Raw genomic sequence first — 16613 nt, 5'->3', positions numbered from 1 at the left:
CGCCGGCTACTGCCTGAACTGCCCGGTCACCATGAGCAAGGCTTCCGGGAGCTGATCCATAATCGCCGCCAGATGCTCATGTACGCCCTTCGGGTTGCCCGGAAGGTTGACGATCAGGGTTCTGCCGCGAATTCCGGCAATGCCGCGGAACAGCATGGCCGTCCGGTTCTTCGGCAGCACGGCCGCGCGCATTGCTTCCGGCATTCCCGGAACCTCGCGTTCAATGACCCGGCGGGTCGCTTCCGGGGTGACGTCCCGGATCGCCAGATCCGTTCCGCCCGTCGTCAGCACCAGATCGGCCTGAAAGTAATCGGTCAGCTCGATCAGAGCAGCGATGATCTCATCCTCTTCGTCCGGAACAATCCGGTATTCCACAATTTCACCGCCAAGTTCTTCTTCCACCAGCTCGCGGATGACCTGGGCGCTCGTATCTTCCCGCTCCCCCCGGGCTCCCTTGTCGCTGGCCGTCAGAATGGCCGTCTTCCATGCCATGGGTTCTCCCCCCCCTTCTTATGTACTTTGCCGTGTGCTTGGCCGCCCTTGCGCGGCTTGGCCGGGCAGCGTTACCGCCGGTAATCGCCGCTTGCGCCGCCGCTCTTGGACAGCAGCAGCGTCGGCCCGATCGTCATGTCTCTCTGAAGCGCCTTGCACATATCGTACACGGTCAGCGCGGCGGCCGATACGGCCGTCAGCGCCTCCATCTCGACGCCGGTCCGGCCGGTCGTCCGCACGGTCGCTTCTATATATAGTTCATCTGCGTTGTTGTCGTCAAAAGACAGCTCCACTCCGGTCAGCGGCAGCGGATGGCACATCGGAATGAGATCCGATGTCTTCTTCGCCGCCATGATGCCGGCGACCTGCGCCACACTCCGCACATCGCCCTTGCCGACCGTCCCGGATTTAATGGCTTCCAGCACCTGCGGCGCCATCGTCACGGTGCTGCGCGCGGTCGCGCTGCGCTGCGTGACCTCCTTGCCTCCGACATCGACCATCCGGGCGCGGCCCTGATGGTCAAAATGCGTCCATTCCAAATTCAAGCCCTCCCCTTGCAGATCGTGATGCCCTTCTCTGTAATCAGCATATCCATGAACCTGTCCTTCCCGTCGACCGGAACCTCCGGCACCACCTGAGCCGAGAAGCAAAGGCCCGCCCGGACCGGACGCTGCCTTCCGCTTCCGGCAGCTTCTTCTTCCAGACGGGTCAGCAGACGGTCGTAGTAGCCGCGGCCGTATCCCAGCCGGCCGCCGCTCTCGTCGAAGGCGAGGCCCGGAACCAGAACAAGTTCCGGCAGAGCCCCGCCGGAGGCCCGGCAGGCCGCAGGGGCGGGCTCGGGGATTCCGAAGACCCCCGGCACCAGCTCGCTGCGGGATTGGACCCGTCCGGTCTCCAGCAGTCCTCCCGCCGCGACACGCGGCAGGAAGACTTCCATGGAAGCGGACCAGGCCTGATCCAGCAGGGAACCGGCATCGAGTTCGGAGCGGATGGCGGCATAAGCCATCAGAGAGGCATATCCCGCCTCGGTCATCCAGGCCCAAGCCAGGCCGCAGGCTTCCCGGGACCAGCGTTCCCGCAGAGGTCCCTCCAGCGCATCCCGCCGGCTTGCCGCCAAGCGGCGCAGCGCAGCTTTTGCCTCCGTCGTTTCTCCCGTTCTGTTCCATTCTCCGCCCGGCATATCCATCCCTCTTCCGCTCCGCCGCTGATGTTCCCATTTAACTATCAGTGTACCACTGTTCCCCCCCGGAAGCCAATGAAGGGAAGCTCTGGCGGTGGCCGTGCTTTTTCATGTACACTGAAAGACAGAAGAACGTTTTGATAATCACAGGTAAGGGCGGAGGTTACACTTACTATGCTGCTTCAAGCAACAGGCATTACGAAATTATATGGCATTCAGCCCGTACTGGAAGGCATCAGCCTTCAGGTCAACGAGAAGGAGCGGGTCGGGCTGGTCGGCGTCAACGGCGCGGGCAAATCGACCTTCCTGCAGATTCTGGCCGGAGAGCTCAGCTACGACAGCGGGCAAATCTATAAAGCGAAAGAAACAACGATCGGCTATCTTGCCCAGAACAGCGGCCTGCAATCGGACCGGACGATCGGGGAGGAGATGCTCGCCGTGTTCGAGCCGCTGCTGGCGGCCGAAGAAGAGCTGCGCCGGCTGGAAGAGCAGATCGCCGATCCGGATGCCGCCGGGGACGAGAAGCGCTACAACGAACTTCTGGAGCGCTATTCCACACTGTCCGACTGGTTCAGGGACAACGGCGGCTACGAGATGAACACGCGCATCCGCAGCGTGCTGCACGGCATGGGCTTCGGCGAATTCCCGGCCGAGACGAAGATCAATACTTTGAGCGGCGGCCAGAAGACGCGGCTCGCGCTTGCCCGCATTTTGCTTCAGGCGCCTGACCTTCTGATGCTGGACGAACCGACCAACCATCTCGACATCGAGACGCTGACCTGGCTGGAGGATTATCTGCGCAGCTACCCCGGCGGCATCCTCGTCGTCTCCCATGACCGCTATTTTCTCGACCGGCTGGTAACCGGCATCGTTGAAATCGAGCGGCACCAGTCCAGACGCTATACCGGCAACTATACGCGTTACGTGGAACTGAAAGAGGCCGAGTACGAGAGCCGGCTGAAGCAGTATGAGAAGCAGCAGGACGAGATTGCCCGCATGGAGGAGTTCATCCAGCGCAATATCGTCCGCGCTTCCACGACGAAGCGGGCCCAGAGCCGCCGGAAGGCGCTGGACAAGATGGACCGGATCGACCGCCCGCTCGGCGATCTCAAGAAGGCCAGCTTCTCTTTTGAGCCCGATTTCCAGTCCGGCCGCGAGGTGCTCCAGGTTCGCGGCGTCTCCATCTCCTTCGAGCCCGGCAAGACGCTGTTCCGGGACGCCTCGTTCGAGCTTCGCCGGGGCGACACCGCTGCCCTGATCGGCCCGAACGGCATCGGCAAGTCCACGCTGCTGCAGTGTCTGATCGGGTCCCGGGAGCCGTCCGGCGGCACCGTGAACTGGGGAGCGAAGGTCAAGATCGGCTACTACGATCAGGAGCAGACCCGGCTGAATCCGAACAATACGGTGCTGGAAGAACTGTGGAGCGAGTATCCGATGCTGGAGGAGGCCCGCATCCGGACCATTCTCGGCAATTTCCTGTTCAGCGGCGAGGACGTCCAGAAGAAGGTGGCCGCTTTGAGCGGCGGCGAGAAGGCGCGGGTTGCCCTCTCCAAGCTGATGCTGCGCGGCGCCAATATGCTCATTCTCGACGAGCCTACCAACCATCTCGATCTTGTCAGCCGGGAGGTGCTGGAGTCGGCGCTCATCGACTTTGAAGGCACGCTGCTGTTCATCTCCCATGACCGTTATTTCCTCAACAAGATGGCGGAGCGGGTGCTGGAGCTGTCGCCGGACGGAATTGATCCGTATCTGGGCAATTACGACGACTACATCGCCAAGAAGCAGGAGCTGGCCGAACTGGCGGCCAGCGAAGCGCCTGCACCGGCCACTTCCGCTCCGGGTGCGGCTCCCCAGGAGGCGGCGGACAAGTCTCCGGCCTCCTCCTACGAGGCCGACAAGCAGGCCAAGCGCGAAGAGCGCAGCCGCCAGCGCCGGCTGGCCGAGCTGGAGGACCTGATCGGAGAGCTGGAGTCGGAGATTGCCGGGATCGAGCAGAGCATGGCGAATCCCGAGGTTTTTCAGGATTATATGGCGCTGCAGAGCCATGAACAGCAGCTTACCGCGCGCAAAGAGCGGCTGGCGGAGGTTTTTGACGAGTGGGAGCGGCTGGCCGAGAATTAGGAAATCGCTGGCTTCAACAAAAATTCATGATTTTCCCGATTTCGTCCTTCTCCGGTTGTCCACAGCCTTATCCCCAGAAGTCGTGTATAAGTTTTCTCCAAAAAAGGCCCGGAGGGCCTTTTTTTCTGCGTCAAATTTGGAAATGTGGAGTCCACCCTTTTTTATCCACGATTCTATCCACATTATCCACATTTTCCACAGTTCATCTATGAAAAAACACCCCTCATTTTCAGGGTTTAACAAAGAGGCTTCCCTGCTGCATTTCCGCAGATTTTGCACAGATCGGGCAGAATATGTGGATAACGTTGTCCACATCTTGACAAAATGCTCGCACCCCCTGCACCTCTTGTCATCGGTTCGATTCGGCAGCCGGGACGGAGACTTCCGCCAGCATCCGGTTGACGGCGCTCAGCAGCGCCTTCACCGAGGACTGCCCAATATGCGTATCCATGCCAGCTCCCCAGAAGCCGCAGCCGGAAGCGTCCACGATTCGGATGTAGGAGACGGCTTTGGCATCCGAACCGACTCGCGTTGCATTCTGGCTGTAGGTTGCGATATCGAAGACAAGCGGCGATGCGCCTGGCTCCTCCCCGCCCGGACTTCCGTTGTTCAACAGTCCTGCAAGCGCGCCGCGAAGCGCATCGAGCGGTCCGTTCCCCCGTCCTTCCACCAGGCTGCGGACGCCGCCGTATTCGATTTCCGCCTCAACCCGGACCCCGTCCTCTTCGCGCGATTCCGTATAGCACGCCAGCCGGAGCCGGTCGCCCCGGTTCACGTATTCCTGCTCGAACAGGCTGTACAGCTCAGCCGGGGCCAACTCCTTGCTCCCCCGGTCCGAGACCCGGGTGCACCGGTCGCCGAACTCTTGCTGCAGCGCTCTAGGCGGCTCGATGCCGTAGTGCGTATTCAGCAGGTAGAAGACTCCGCCCTTGCCTGACTGCGAGTTGACCCGAATGATCGCTTCATAGCTCCGGCCGATGTCCTTGGGATCGATAATCAGGTAAGGCATCCGCCAGCGTTCATACGGCTGCTCCAGCCGGTCCATCCCCTTCTTGATCGCATCCTGATGCGATCCCGAGAAGGCCGTGAACACGAGTTCGCCCGAATACGGGTATCGGGGCGGAACGCCCATGCCCGTCAGCCGCTCGCAGGCTTCGGCGATCTCGTCCAGGCGGGAGAAGTCCAGTCCGGGATCGATGCCCTTCGTGTACAGATTCAGCGCCAGCGTCACCAGATCCACGTTGCCCGTCCGCTCGCCGTTGCCGAAGAGCGTTCCCTCGACCCGCTGGGCCCCGGCCATGAGCGCAAGCTCCGTAGCGGCCACGCCCGTGCCGCGGTCATTGTGGACATGGACGCTGACGATAACCGAATCCCGGTAGTTCAGCCGCTCCGATACATACTGGATCTGGTCGGCATAGACATTCGGCGTTGCCAGCTGCACCGTCTCGGGGAGATTGATGATCGCCTTATGCTCCGGAGTCGGCTGCCAGACGTCCAGCACCACATTGCAGAGCTCAATGACATAATCCATCTCGGTGGCGTTGAAGGTCTCGGGGGAGTATTCAAAAAAATACTTCTCGGGTCCATACCGCTCCGCCAGCTCCTTGAACCGCCGGGCGCCCTTGACGGCGATCGCCTTGATCTCCTCCCGGTCCATCCCGAACACGACTTCCCGGTGCAGCGGGCAGGTCGAATTGTACAGATGGACGATGGCCCGCCGCGCATCTTTCACCGACTCGAAGGTGCGGTCGATCAGGTGGTCGCGGGCCTGGGTGAAGACCTCAATCGTCACATCCTCCGGAATCCGGTCCTCTTCAATCAGCCGGCGGACCAGCTCATATTCGGTCTCCGAGGCGGATGGGAACGCCACCTCAATCTCCTTGAACCCGATGCCCGTCAGCAGCTCGAAGAAGGCCAGCTTCTGTTCCGTGTTCATCGGTACCTGAAGCGCCTGGTTGCCGTCGCGCAGATCGGTGCTGCACCAGATCGGAGCCTCCGTAATGACGTTGTCCGGCCAGGTGCGGCCGGCATAGCGGAAATCGGGTTCTCCTGCGTACTTGCGGGGGGACATGGACATGGTTGTTACCTCCTCTAAGGGGTGGGATGATCCAACAAAAAAACCGCATCTCTTGATTATCAAGAGACGCGGTTATTCACCTCGCGCGGTACCACTCTAATTCGCCTGATTCAGGCGCACTCATCGGATGCTGACACATCCTATCCCTGTAACGGGGGCACCCGGCATAGCCTACTGAATCTTCGGTATGCAGCTCCGAGGGGAGTTCCGAATTCCTGGCTGCGGCCTTCCACCTTCCGGCCGCTCTCTGGAAGCTCAGGGGAGAAACGTACTAATTCCTCATCCACGCTTGGATATAAAGTTGCTGCTGAAGTTAAATGATGAAGTTAAGTTGCTATAGAGATTAACACAGCTTCACGCCGCAATCAAGTCGAAGTTTCCGGTCAATGCCTTCCGGCCGACCATTCCTCCAGCGAGAGTCCGGCGTCGGCCACCATATCCAGCGCCGTCCCGCCGTCCCGCCGCCACTTGACATAGGCGGCCGCGCCGATCATGGCGGCGTTGTCGGTGCAGTACACCGGCGGCGGGACGATCAGTTCGATGCCCTCGGCGCTGCACCGCTCCGCAAGCGCCGACCGCAGGCCGCGGTTGGCTGCGACACCGCCGCAGAGCAGAAGCTGCTGCGCTCCGGTCTCCCGGACGGCCCGGATCGCCTTGCCGACCAGCACCTCCACCACCGATTCCTGGAAGCCGCGCGCGATGGCGCCCGCATCCGGCTCCAGGCCCTTCATCCGGCTCTGATTGACCAGATTCAGGACCGCCGACTTCAGTCCGCTGAAGCTGAAGTCATACGACTCCGGCTCCAGCCACACGCGCGGCAGCGGAGCGGCCTCCGCCGATTCCCGCGCCAGCTTGTCCACATGGGGACCGCCCGGATACGGGAATCCGAGCGCCCGGGCCACCTTGTCGTAAGCTTCCCCGACAGCGTCGTCCCGCGTCCGGCCGATGATCCGGAACTCTCCTTCCGCTTCCAGACTGACCAGCTCCGTGTGTCCGCCCGAGACCACAAGCGACAGGCAGGGATACTTCAGCTCTGCCACAAGCCGGTTGGCGTAGATATGGCCGGCGATATGATGCGTGCCGATCAGCGGCTTGTTCCATGCCAGAGCCAGGCTCTTGGCGGCCACGACGCCGACAAGCAGGGCGCCGACCAGCCCCGGTCCCTGGGTGACGGCGACCGCGTCCAGCTGCTCCGGCTTAAGCCCGGCCTGCCGAAGCGCTTCCTCCACGATGACCGTAATCACTTCGACGTGCTTGCGCGAAGCGACCTCCGGCACGACCCCGCCAAAGGCTTTGTGCGTCTCGATCTGGCTGGAGATAACGCTCGCCAGCACCTCGCTGCCATTCTCCACGATGGCGGCCGAAGTCTCGTCGCAGCTGGTCTCGATCGCCAGAATATAGAAAGGCGCCTCTGCGCCTGTATGCTCGCTCATTCCTGTTCCACGCTTCCTTCCATGACGCCAAAATCCCGGTAAGCCGGCAGATCCGCCCACATAATCAGCGCATCTTCCCGGTTATCGGAATAGTAGCCCTTCCGTACCCCTGCGGGGCGGAAGCCTTTTTTGCGGTAGAGATTCTGGGCGACCTCATTCGAGACCCGCACCTCCAGAGTGATGGACTTCATCCCCAGGTAGGCGGCCGTCTTCATGAGCTCGTCCAGCAGCCGCTCTCCCCACTTGCGTCCGCGGTAAGCCTCCAGCACCGCGATGTTCGTCACATGGGCTTCGTCGACGATGGCCCACATTCCCGCATAGCCGATGATGTCGCCCTGCCATTCCATGACCATATATTTGGCAAAATGATTATGAGTCAGCTCGTTGCGGAATGCTTCTTCCGTCCAAGGCATCGTAAAGGCTTCCCGCTCGATGACCAGGATTCTCGGAATATCCTGCAGCGTCATCAGGCGGAAGACCAGCTCTTCGTCGCTCACGTATTCCCGGCCTCCTTGGCCGCCGCCCGGCGGAGATTGGCCTCCGCCTCCGACAGCTGCGTATAGTTCGGAATCAGGCTGTGAACGTCTTCGCCCTCCGGCTGCTCCAGAAGCCGGAGTTCTCCGAGCAGGCCGACCCAGCGGCCTTCCAGCTCGCAGGGAACCGCCTGCGCCTGCGCCAGCCCTTCGAGCGGGGCGAGCTGTTCCGCCGAGGTATGCTTTTGCGGCTCGCCGACGAACCAGACGGCCCCGGGCGCGGTGCCGGAAGCCTCCGCGTCCCGCAGCATCCCGGCGAGCTCCGGCAGCCAGTCCGCCGTCAGCCGGATGGCGTCCGGTGCCAGCCGCTGTGGCGGCGCTCCTGCCGGCCGGTCTCCGCCGGCTGCGAACAGCGCCGTGTAGGTCTGCCCCCGGCGCGCCTCCAGCATCGGCACGATCCAGTACGCGGCGGCCGCATTCGCGGGTTCCGCCAGCGCTTCAGGCCGCGGTTCGGCGGAATACCGGCGTCCGCCGTCCAGGCCGGCCGCCCGGCTCCAGCCGCACCAGGCCAGGGCGTGCAGCGTCGATACGCCGCAGACGGGCACCTTCCAGGCCCAGGCCAGCGACTTGGCCGCCGTAACCGCGATCCGGGTTCCGGTGTAGGAGCCCGGGCCGATGCCGACGGCAATCCCGGCCAGCTTCGGGCCGGACGTGCGGCTCGCGGACAGCGCCTCTCCGATCAGCGGCAGCAGGTGCACCGAATGGTTCCGCTCGCCGGCCGCGTTGATCTCATGCAGCGTCCGCCCGTTCTCCGTCACGGATACGCCGAGCACGGCCGTGGCCGTATCCAGCGCCAAAAGCCGCTTGCGCGGCTCGCTTTTATCATGATTCATGATTGCTTGCTCCATTCTCTGTCAGACTGCGGCAAATCTCCGCATGGGCTTCTCCGTATCCGGTCAGCGTAATGCTGCGCTCCTGCGGTCCCGTCGTCTCGATGGCGATCCGCAGACACTCGGCGGGCATCAGATCCCTTATCAGGGTACTCCACTCCACCAGGCACACGCCTTCCCCGTAAAAGTATTCCTCCAGTCCCAGCTCGTCCGCCTCTTCCGGCGACAGCCGGTACACATCCATATGATACAGCGGAAGCCGTCCCGCGTATTCTTTAATAATGGTGAAGGTCGGACTGCTGACGACGCCGCGCACGCCGAGACGGCGGGCGAAGCTCTGCGAGAACGCGGTCTTGCCTGCGCCCAGATCGCCGTCGAGGCCGATGATACAGCCCGGGAACGCCAGATCGGCCACCGCCGCAGCCAGCCGCTCCGTATCCTCCGGACCGCCGGAAGCCGCCGTATAGCTGCTCTTCTCCATGGCGATTTCCCACCCCTGCCTGTAAAATAACTGCTTCTTCCTCTATACGGAACATTCATCTTATTATATCGGGATGCCCTCTAAGCCGCAAGGAAACCGCGTTAAGACAGCCTTGTCCTGCTCTGCGAGCTTGCGGCGCACCAAAAAGGCCCTGTGTCCGGACAGAGCCTCTCTTGTCTCTTGGGGCCAAGCTTCTCCCAAGGCATCTCAATTCATTCTTCGTTTCAGCCTTTCTCTTCCTCCAGCCGGTCTACGCCGACCGTATGCGTATTGGTCGGCCGGGAGCCGACCTGCACCGTCGCCATGCCGTTCGCCGCATCCACCTGCTCGATCCAGACGGGCTCGCCGTCCAGCTTCACCGCGATGTTATCCCGCGAATTCAGAATATCCTGGGCACGCTGCACATCCATTGTTGACCCCTCCTTATTTATGGATAAAAATCATCATCGTCCTCCGGTTCGCCGATCGTATCCTCCGCGTCCAGCCGCATCGCTTCCGGTTCATCGGCTTCGTCTTCCGGCGCCGTCAGCGCCTCCCAGTCGACCAGACCTGCCGGAATGCCCGGCATCAGCTCTTCCTCCCGGCTCATACGCCTTCCTCTCCCGGCCGCCCGGCCGTCGATCGCCTCCTGCCTGCGCAAGAAGCGGGATGCCTTCTAGTCTTTCCCCGCCCCGGCTCGGGTATTCGCAGGATTAACGGCCCCCCGGGTCCGGATATACTAAGCCGAAGCGCACGGCACGTGCCCGTACCATCAACAGCAGAGGAGGTTGTACGTCATGCATACCGTCTGGAAAGGGGCGATCAGCTTCGGTCTGGTCCATGTCCCGGTCAAAATGTTCTCGGCCACCGAAGATAAGGATATTTCGCTGCGCTATATCCATAAGGAATGCGGCAGTCCGCTCTCTTATGTGCGCAAATGCCCGGTGTGCGACAAGGAGGTCGGCTGGGAAGAGATTGGCAAGGGCTATGAGTACGAGAAGGGCAAATTCGTCCTGTTCGACAAGGAAGAACTGGAGCAGCTGACCGAGGAGAGCAGCAAGAACATTGCCATTCTGGATTTTGTCGATTTGAAGGAGATTGATCCGATTTATTTTCAGAAGACCTACTACCTGTCTCCCGACCAGGCCGGTTCGGGCGCTTATTTGCTGCTGATGGAGGCGATGCGGCAGACCGGCAAGATCGGAATCGCCAAGATTTCCATCCGTTCCAAAAGCAGTCTCGCCGCGATCCGCGTGCTGGACGAGTGCCTCGCGATCGAGACGATCTTCTACCCCGACGAGGTCCGTCCGGTCTCGCAGGTTCCCGGTCTGCCGGAGGCCCGGGCGGTTAACGACAAGGAACTCGATATGGCCAAAATGCTGATTGACCAGCTCTCCACCCCGTTCGAGCCCGGCAAGTATACCGACGATTACCGTCAGCGGATGCTGGACCTCATCTCTGCGAAGGTCGCTGGCGAGGAATTCCATGTCGCGCCAGCCCGCCAGGAGAGCAACGTCATCGACCTGATGGCCGCCCTTCAGGCCAGCATCGAAGCGGCCCAGGCCCCGGCCATTCCGACCGATCCGGGACGGGCGGCCGGCGCGGGAAGCGGCGCAGCAGGAGCCGCCGGACCCAAGCGCCGGAGCGCCGGCAAACGGACGGCGGCCGGCGCAGCGGCAGGTGCGGCAACAGGCGCAGCAGCAGGTGCGGCGGGATTGGCTGCCGGGGCGGATGCCGGGGCGGGAGCCGCGCAGCCGGGGGCCGCTGACGCTGCGCAGGCTGCCCCGGGCGCGAGTACGGGCGCCAGTGTGCCGGTAATCGCGCCCAAGACGCCGAAGCGCCGGAGCAGCAAAGCGAAGAAGACCATTTCATAAGGGCGCCCGGAACCCGGGATCGTCCGAATCGGAGAGGAGGAGAATGGCTATGCCCAAGACGCCGATTGCGGAAGCGGGTGTCTTGTCTTTTCCAGCCGTCAAGCCGTTCGAGCCCGTTCTGGCAGAAGTTCCTCCCCAGGGCCCCGAGTGGATCGCCCAGATTAAATGGGACGGCGTCCGCATGCTGGCCTGCCGGGACGGAAACGGCGCGGAACTGGTCAACCGCCGGGGCAACCGGCGAACGGCGCAGTATCCGGAGCTGGCCGACATTGCCGCCTACTGCCGGGCGGACTCGGTTATTCTGGACGGCGAGATTATCGCGATGAGCGGAGGCAAGCCTTCTTTTCATGAAGTGATGCGGCGGGACGGGGCGCGGACGGAGGCTTCTATCCGCTCCGCTTCCCGCCAGGTGCAGGTCATCTACATGGTGTTCGATATTCTGTACCGCGGCGGCGTCTGGCTGACCGACCGGCCGCTCGCGGAGCGCCAGAAGATTCTGCAGGAGACGCTTCGTCCTCACCCGCATGTGCAGGCCGTCCCGAGCTACCCGGACGGGGCCGGTCTGCTCGAAGCTGCGCGAAGCCAGTCGCTGGAGGGCATCGTCTGCAAAGACCTCGGCAGCCGCTATGCGCCGGGCGGTAAGGATGCCCGCTGGCGCAAGATCAAGCTGCTCTCCGACGTTACAGCGGTCGCCGGGGGCGTTACCTTCCGCGACGGAATCGTCAACGCTCTGCTGCTGGGCCTGTACGACGAAGCCGGCCGGCTGCATTACATCGGCGACGCCGGATCCGGGCGTCTGACCGCAGCCGATTGGCGCGAATTGACCGCGCTTGCCCATTCCATGGCCGCCGACCGTATGCCGTTCGCCTCCCCGCCCGCCCGCGCCAAAGGGAAAGCGATGTGGGTCCGGCCCGAGCTGGTATTCAAGCTTCACTTCCTGGAATGGAATGCTTCCGGAACCATGCGCCAGCCGGTCATCCAGTGCCGGATGGAGCTGCCGCCTTCCGCCTGTACGCTGGACCAACGGCCAGGTCCGGCGGGGCCGCTGGTTTAGGAACCTATAGCCCCCTGGTTCTTCCACCCGCGGCTCTCCGGCGGCGTGCTGCCCGGTTCTTCACCCACGACGTCTCCGGCGCTGCTGCTCGGTTCTTCCACCCGCGGCGTCTCCGGCGCTGCTGCTGCCCGGTTCTTCTTGCCCGCGGCAGTGAACGGCGGTGCTCCGCGTTTATCGCATCCTTGTCTGTAAGGAGGAATCACTCATGCCGACCGGAGTAAAAGGCTCGATCGAGATCAACGGACACACCGTTGACATTACTAACCCAGACAAGCCTCTCTGGCCCGAGATGGGTATCACTAAAGCCATGTATTTGCAAAAACTGGCCGCGCTCGCGCCTTACCTGCTTCGCTACTGCGAAGGCAGGCTCCTGACGGTGATCCGCTACCCGCATGGGGAGGGCGGCATGTCCTTTTACCAGAAGAACGCCCCCGAGCCTAGGCCGGATTATATCTCCACCTATCTGCATGAGGGTATCCGTTATATGATTCTGGACAGTCTGCCCTCCCTACTCTGGCTCGGCAATCAGGCCGCGTTGGAGTTCCATCCCTCCCTGCATCGGGCGGGGAGCCCGCTCCCCTGCGAGTGGATGATTGATCTCGATCCGTCCCGCGATGTCGAGCCCCGGATTATGGAAGCCGCGGCCATCGTTGGGGAGGCGCTGCACTCGCTCGGCCTGGCCTCCGTCCCCAAAACCTCCGGAGCCACCGGCGTCCAGATTATCGTGCCGATCTCTCCGGGCATCACCTTTGACGAGCTGCGGGAGATCGGGCACTTTCTCGGCCGGTTCGTTACCGAGAAGCATCCGCATTTGTTCACGCTGGAACGGCTCAAGAAGCATCGCGGCGACAACATCTACTTCGACTATCTCCAGCATTACGGAGGCAAAACGCTCGCTGCGCCCTACACTCCCCGCGCCCGCCCCCGGGCGACCGTCTCCACCCCGCTGACCTGGGAGGAGGTCCGCCGCAACGTCTCCCCGCTCGACTACCATCTGCTCAATATCGAAGCCCGGCTCGCCTCCGTCGGCGATCTTCTGGCGACTCTTCCGCCGCAGCCGGTCGAGCTGGTGATCCGGGCGTTGAAGGGACGGCGGTAGGGTTAGGGTTAGGGTTAGGGTTAGGGAGAGAACGGGAAATTTCCGGAAGCTGCAAGAAGGCTAAAGAGCACGGAAACGTACTGTCAAGGTACAGAACTTACGAGGCTTGCTCCATGAGGGCATAGCAGGCAAGTACAGGAATTCCGCGATGCACCGCTGCATTAAGAGCCAAAATAGCCAAAATACGCTTCGTGAACGGCGACGTTTATATACGAGAATGCTCCGGAAGGACAGCGCACCATCTGGGCATAAGCATGCCTTTATGCAGGCACGGAGCGGTTGCACCGGGACCCAGGATTTGTGCCGGGGCTTTCCGGCAGGTATAATCGGTAGGAGACAGACGTGAAGCACACGCCGCTTTGAGCGACCCCACCCGGTATTCATAGGCCGGGGGGCGGAAGCCGGAGCGGCTTTTTTGCGGACAATTTGAACGGCTGGGATCGGTTGAAACGGAGAGGAGCAGAGGGAATGCCGAAGTTCGAGACGGAGTATGAGTTATGGCTGGAACGGCAGTTGGACGCCGAGAACAATCTGCGGCGCAGGGAACTTCTTGAGCGGGGGCTGGGTCACGGAACCGTGGAATTTTTGCGGCGCGTATGGTTTCCGGCGGTCGGGAATTTGGAGCATCTGCATGCGGAATGGGAGGTGCGTGATTTTCAGGGAGGATACCGCTATGTAGACCTTGCGTACATGCCCCACGGCTGCAAGGGCGGCATTGAAATTCAAGGCTATGGATCGCATGCGCGCGATCTGGATGTCCGCCGGTTCAAGGATCTGTGCCGCAGGCACTGCCTGCTTGCGCTGGACGGTTGGACCTTTCTGCCGATTGCCTATCCTTCCATCGTCGATGAACCCAAGCTGTGCCAGCAGCTAATCCTCGCTTTTATCGGCCGATTCGTGGCTTCAGGCCCCGGGTTCTCTCTGTCCTGTCTGGAAGCCGAGACGCTGCGGTACGCCCGAAGAGTGCTGCGGCCCTTTGCGCCGGGCGAGCTTGCGCTGCATCTGAACGTAACGAACCGGCATGCGCGGCGTATCCTCCAGCGCCTGAGAGAGCGCCAGCTCGTAGAAGCGGCTGCCGGCAGCGAGCGCATTCGCACCTATCGGCTGACCGAGTAGTGCCGGGTGGGCTAAGTAGCGCAGCCTAGTGCCCATGATGTAGGGCAGCTTAGTGATACCAGTAGTGGCCAGTAATGCTGAGTAATTCGGAGTAGTGCCGAGTAATGCCCAAGTTCGGAGTAGTGCGGAGTAGGCTGAGAAGTTCGGAGTAGTGCCGAGTAGTGCCGAGTAGTGTGGATTAGCGCGGAGTAGTGCCGAGTAGTGCGGAGTAGTGCCCAGTGGTGCGGAGTAGCGCGGAGTAGTGCGGAGTAGTGCGGAGTAGTTCGGAGTAGTTCCGAGTAGTGGTGACGAGTGCTCTGTTAATGGAGGTAGCACCTAGTCGTATGAAGTAATGTGAGTTGCTTAGAATTGGAGGTTAGTCGCATTCTTGACGAGAGTCTACTGATCATCCGGACACTAGAGACCTTATTTTGCTCTAAAATGCCGAATTATACGGGTATGCGGACACAGGAGACCTTATTCCTCTACTCATGGCCCGGTTTCAGGACGTAGTACCGGAATAAGGTTTCTCATGTCCGCTGACTCACATTTTATGGCGTTTTTGGGCTAAATAGCGTCTCCTGTGTCCGCAGTGTACAGGGATCGCAGGATAAGGGACAAGCAATGCGCCTTTGTAAGGAGAATAAGTCGACGAAATTCTTGGTACTGGGCGCTGCTGCACAATAGGCTTACTGAACAGCAGCGGTCCAGCAGCAAGACAGGTGTGCGGGCAGCGAGACAGGCGGCACTGGCAGCAGATCGTGATGCGGCGAGGGTCCGCACCATTCGAGACGCCCGTGCCTTGAGGCGTTGCCGGCGGGCCTATGTGATGCATCCGCATACTGGAGGTGCGCGTTCTACCGGGCGCTCCAGGCGGATTTTGCCGGCCCACCCACGGAGAACGACCAAGCCCGCGGGCTGCGAGACCGCGGGCTTGGTCGTTCTATTGAGCCGCCCGCTTCCACCGCTCTTGGCTTGCGCGCCTCTTAGCTTGCTCGCCTCTCGGCCTGCTCATCTCTCGAGCCGCCCGCTTCCGGCTTGCGTGCCTCTTAGCTTGCTCGCCTCTCGGCCTACTCATCTCTCGAGCCGCCCGCTCCCGGCTTGCGTGCCTCTCGGCCTGCTCGCCTCTCGAGCCGTTCGCTTTCGGCTTGCTCGCCTCTCCGCCTGCTCGTCTCTCGATCCGTTCGCTCTCGGCTTGCTCGCCTCTCGGCCTGCGCGCTTCTCGATCCGCTCGCTTTTGGCCCATTCACCTCACGGCTTGTGCGCCTGCCGGGCCGCGTCACCTCTCGGCTTGCACGCCTCTCAAGCCTCCGCGCCTGCCAGGCCACCGCGCCTCTCAGGCCGCGGCACCGCCCAGCCTCCAAACCTTTCGACCCGCTCATTCATCAGGCTGCCCGCAGCGCTAATGAATCGCCTTCTTCTTGAACCGCCCGCCCTTGACGTCGTGGATATTGCCGACCGCCACAAAGGCGTCGGAATCCCAGTCCTCCACAATGGCCTTCATCTTGGCTTCTTCCAGGCGGGTGATGACAACGAAAATCACCTTCTTGTTCTCGCCCGAGAAGCCGCCCTCGCCTTCGAGGTAGGTGACGCCGCGGCCCAGCCGCTCCGTCAGCGCCTCGCCGATATCGCGGTACTTGTCGCTGATAATCCAGACCGATTTGGACTGGTCGAGGCCTTCGAGCGTAACATCGATCATTTTGAATGCAATGTAGTAAGCGATAAGAGAGAACATGGCGTTATTCCAGCCGAATACGAACCCGGCTCCGCTGAGAATAAAAAAGTTGAAGAACATAACGACTTCGCCGACCGAGAACGGCAGACGCTTGGATATGAGAATCGCGACGATTTCCGTACCATCCAGAGACCCGCCGTAACGGACCACAAGTCCGACGCCGACGCCCAGAATCACTCCGCCGAAGACGGCGGCCAGCAGCGGCTCTACGGTAATAGGTTTCACAGGATGCAGCAGCTGAGTGCCGATGGACATGACCACGACAGCGTACAGCGTGGACAGCGCGAAGGTTTTGCCGATTTGTTTATAGCCGATAACAAGAAAGGGTAAATTTAAGAGGGTCAGCAGAAGACCCAAAGGGATATCGAAAATATGCGACAGGATAATGGAGATGCCTGTAATCCCGCCGTCGATCAATGAATTGGGTACGAGGAAAATTTCAAGAGCAACGGCCATCATAGCCGCCCCGATGGTCATCATTACGATCCGCTGCGCGAAAAGGGCCTTTTTGACGGCTCCTGATTTCTGCGGCCTTACGCGGTTGCCTTCTGTAAATGTGTGTGGATTCATAGCCATAGAACTCCCCCTATATCACCAGATTAATTGTGTACACAACTAATTATATCACAC

The 16613-nt window shown here is 61.4% G+C and carries 16 protein-coding genes and 1 other annotated feature; of the genes, 5 read left to right on the top strand and 11 right to left on the bottom strand.

Going from position 1 to position 16613, the window contains the following annotated elements; translation table 11 throughout:
- Positions 1 to 6 precede the first annotated feature (6 nt).
- The 3 genes from F4V43_RS09290 to F4V43_RS09280 form a co-directional block, all read right to left on the bottom strand.
- A complete protein-coding gene (locus F4V43_RS09290) occupies positions 7 to 492 on the bottom strand; it encodes a molybdenum cofactor biosynthesis protein B (protein ID WP_150457969.1) in 486 nt (161 codons plus the stop codon).
- A gap of 71 nt (positions 493 to 563) precedes the next feature.
- On the bottom strand, positions 564 to 1031 hold the full coding sequence (gene moaC / locus F4V43_RS09285) for a cyclic pyranopterin monophosphate synthase MoaC (protein ID WP_150457968.1): 468 nt from the start codon (positions 1029 to 1031) through the stop codon (positions 564 to 566).
- A 2-nt stretch (positions 1032 to 1033) separates the two neighbouring features.
- Positions 1034 to 1672 (bottom strand): 5-formyltetrahydrofolate cyclo-ligase, encoded by a 639-nt coding sequence (locus F4V43_RS09280; RefSeq protein WP_191089537.1) that lies wholly within the window; start codon positions 1670 to 1672, stop codon positions 1034 to 1036.
- A 174-nt stretch (positions 1673 to 1846) separates the two neighbouring features.
- Between F4V43_RS09280 and F4V43_RS09275 the strand changes: the two genes are divergently transcribed.
- Positions 1847 to 3793 (top strand): ABC-F family ATP-binding cassette domain-containing protein, encoded by a 1947-nt coding sequence (locus tag F4V43_RS09275; RefSeq protein ID WP_150457966.1) that lies wholly within the window; start codon positions 1847 to 1849, stop codon positions 3791 to 3793.
- 349 nt (positions 3794 to 4142) lie between these two features.
- Here F4V43_RS09275 and F4V43_RS09270 read toward each other — a convergent pair whose 3' ends face one another.
- The 7 genes from F4V43_RS09270 to F4V43_RS19700 form a co-directional block, all read right to left on the bottom strand.
- Entirely contained in the window at positions 4143 to 5870 is a 1728-nt protein-coding gene (locus F4V43_RS09270; protein ID WP_223879838.1) for a 2-isopropylmalate synthase, read from the bottom strand.
- 59 nt (positions 5871 to 5929) lie between these two features.
- Positions 5930 to 6165 (bottom strand) — a binding site (T-box leader).
- An 88-nt stretch (positions 6166 to 6253) separates the two neighbouring features.
- Positions 6254 to 7303: a tRNA (adenosine(37)-N6)-threonylcarbamoyltransferase complex transferase subunit TsaD gene (gene tsaD, locus F4V43_RS09265; RefSeq protein ID WP_150457965.1), complete on the bottom strand. Its 1050-nt coding sequence runs from the start codon at positions 7301 to 7303 to the stop codon at positions 6254 to 6256.
- The gene (rimI, locus tag F4V43_RS09260; protein WP_150458117.1) at positions 7300 to 7770 is read right to left on the bottom strand and encodes a ribosomal protein S18-alanine N-acetyltransferase; all 471 of its coding nucleotides are present in this window, start codon (positions 7768 to 7770) and stop codon (positions 7300 to 7302) included. Before rimI ends, tsaD begins: the two co-directional genes overlap by 4 nt.
- A 26-nt stretch (positions 7771 to 7796) precedes the next feature.
- The gene (gene tsaB / locus F4V43_RS09255; RefSeq protein WP_150457964.1) at positions 7797 to 8669 is read right to left on the bottom strand and encodes a tRNA (adenosine(37)-N6)-threonylcarbamoyltransferase complex dimerization subunit type 1 TsaB; all 873 of its coding nucleotides are present in this window, start codon (positions 8667 to 8669) and stop codon (positions 7797 to 7799) included.
- Positions 8659 to 9147, bottom strand: a complete 489-nt coding sequence (tsaE, locus tag F4V43_RS09250; RefSeq protein ID WP_150457963.1) for a tRNA (adenosine(37)-N6)-threonylcarbamoyltransferase complex ATPase subunit type 1 TsaE — start codon at positions 9145 to 9147, stop codon at positions 8659 to 8661. The genes tsaB and tsaE overlap by 11 nt, the downstream gene beginning before the upstream one ends.
- Positions 9148 to 9371: 224 nt before the next feature.
- The gene (locus tag F4V43_RS09245; RefSeq protein WP_150457962.1) at positions 9372 to 9557 is read right to left on the bottom strand and encodes an H-type small acid-soluble spore protein; all 186 of its coding nucleotides are present in this window, start codon (positions 9555 to 9557) and stop codon (positions 9372 to 9374) included.
- A 17-nt stretch (positions 9558 to 9574) separates the two neighbouring features.
- Positions 9575 to 9736, bottom strand: a complete 162-nt coding sequence (locus F4V43_RS19700) for a hypothetical protein (protein WP_191089536.1) — start codon at positions 9734 to 9736, stop codon at positions 9575 to 9577.
- 187 nt (positions 9737 to 9923) lie between these two features.
- Here F4V43_RS19700 and F4V43_RS09240 point away from each other — a divergent pair, with 187 nt between their 5' ends.
- The 4 genes from F4V43_RS09240 (at position 9924) to F4V43_RS09220 (ending at position 14269) form a co-directional block, all read left to right on the top strand.
- The gene (locus tag F4V43_RS09240; RefSeq protein ID WP_223879837.1) at positions 9924 to 11000 is read left to right on the top strand and encodes a Ku protein; all 1077 of its coding nucleotides are present in this window, start codon (positions 9924 to 9926) and stop codon (positions 10998 to 11000) included.
- Between the two features lie 43 nt (positions 11001 to 11043).
- The gene (locus tag F4V43_RS09230; RefSeq protein WP_223879836.1) at positions 11044 to 12054 is read left to right on the top strand and encodes an ATP-dependent DNA ligase; all 1011 of its coding nucleotides are present in this window, start codon (positions 11044 to 11046) and stop codon (positions 12052 to 12054) included.
- Between the two features lie 205 nt (positions 12055 to 12259).
- Complete coding sequence (gene ligD / locus F4V43_RS09225; RefSeq protein WP_150457961.1) at positions 12260 to 13153, top strand: non-homologous end-joining DNA ligase; 894 nt, start codon at positions 12260 to 12262, stop codon at positions 13151 to 13153.
- 468 nt (positions 13154 to 13621) lie between these two features.
- Positions 13622 to 14269 carry a transcriptional regulator gene (locus F4V43_RS09220; protein ID WP_150457960.1) on the top strand — a complete coding sequence of 216 codons (648 nt, stop codon included), beginning with the start codon at positions 13622 to 13624 and terminating at the stop codon, positions 14267 to 14269.
- A gap of 1381 nt (positions 14270 to 15650) precedes the next feature.
- Here F4V43_RS09220 and F4V43_RS09215 read toward each other — a convergent pair.
- Positions 15651 to 16463 carry a YitT family protein gene (locus F4V43_RS09215; protein WP_223879842.1) on the bottom strand — a complete coding sequence of 271 codons (813 nt, stop codon included), beginning with the start codon at positions 16461 to 16463 and terminating at the stop codon, positions 15651 to 15653.
- Positions 16464 to 16613 lie beyond the last annotated feature (150 nt).

Source organism: Paenibacillus spiritus (assembly GCF_008710135.1).
GTDB lineage: Bacteria > Bacillota > Bacilli > Paenibacillales > Paenibacillaceae > Paenibacillus_AQ > Paenibacillus_AQ glufosinatiresistens.
Note: the sequence above shows the minus strand (reverse complement) of the source record. Positions and strands in the feature narration are given on the sequence as shown.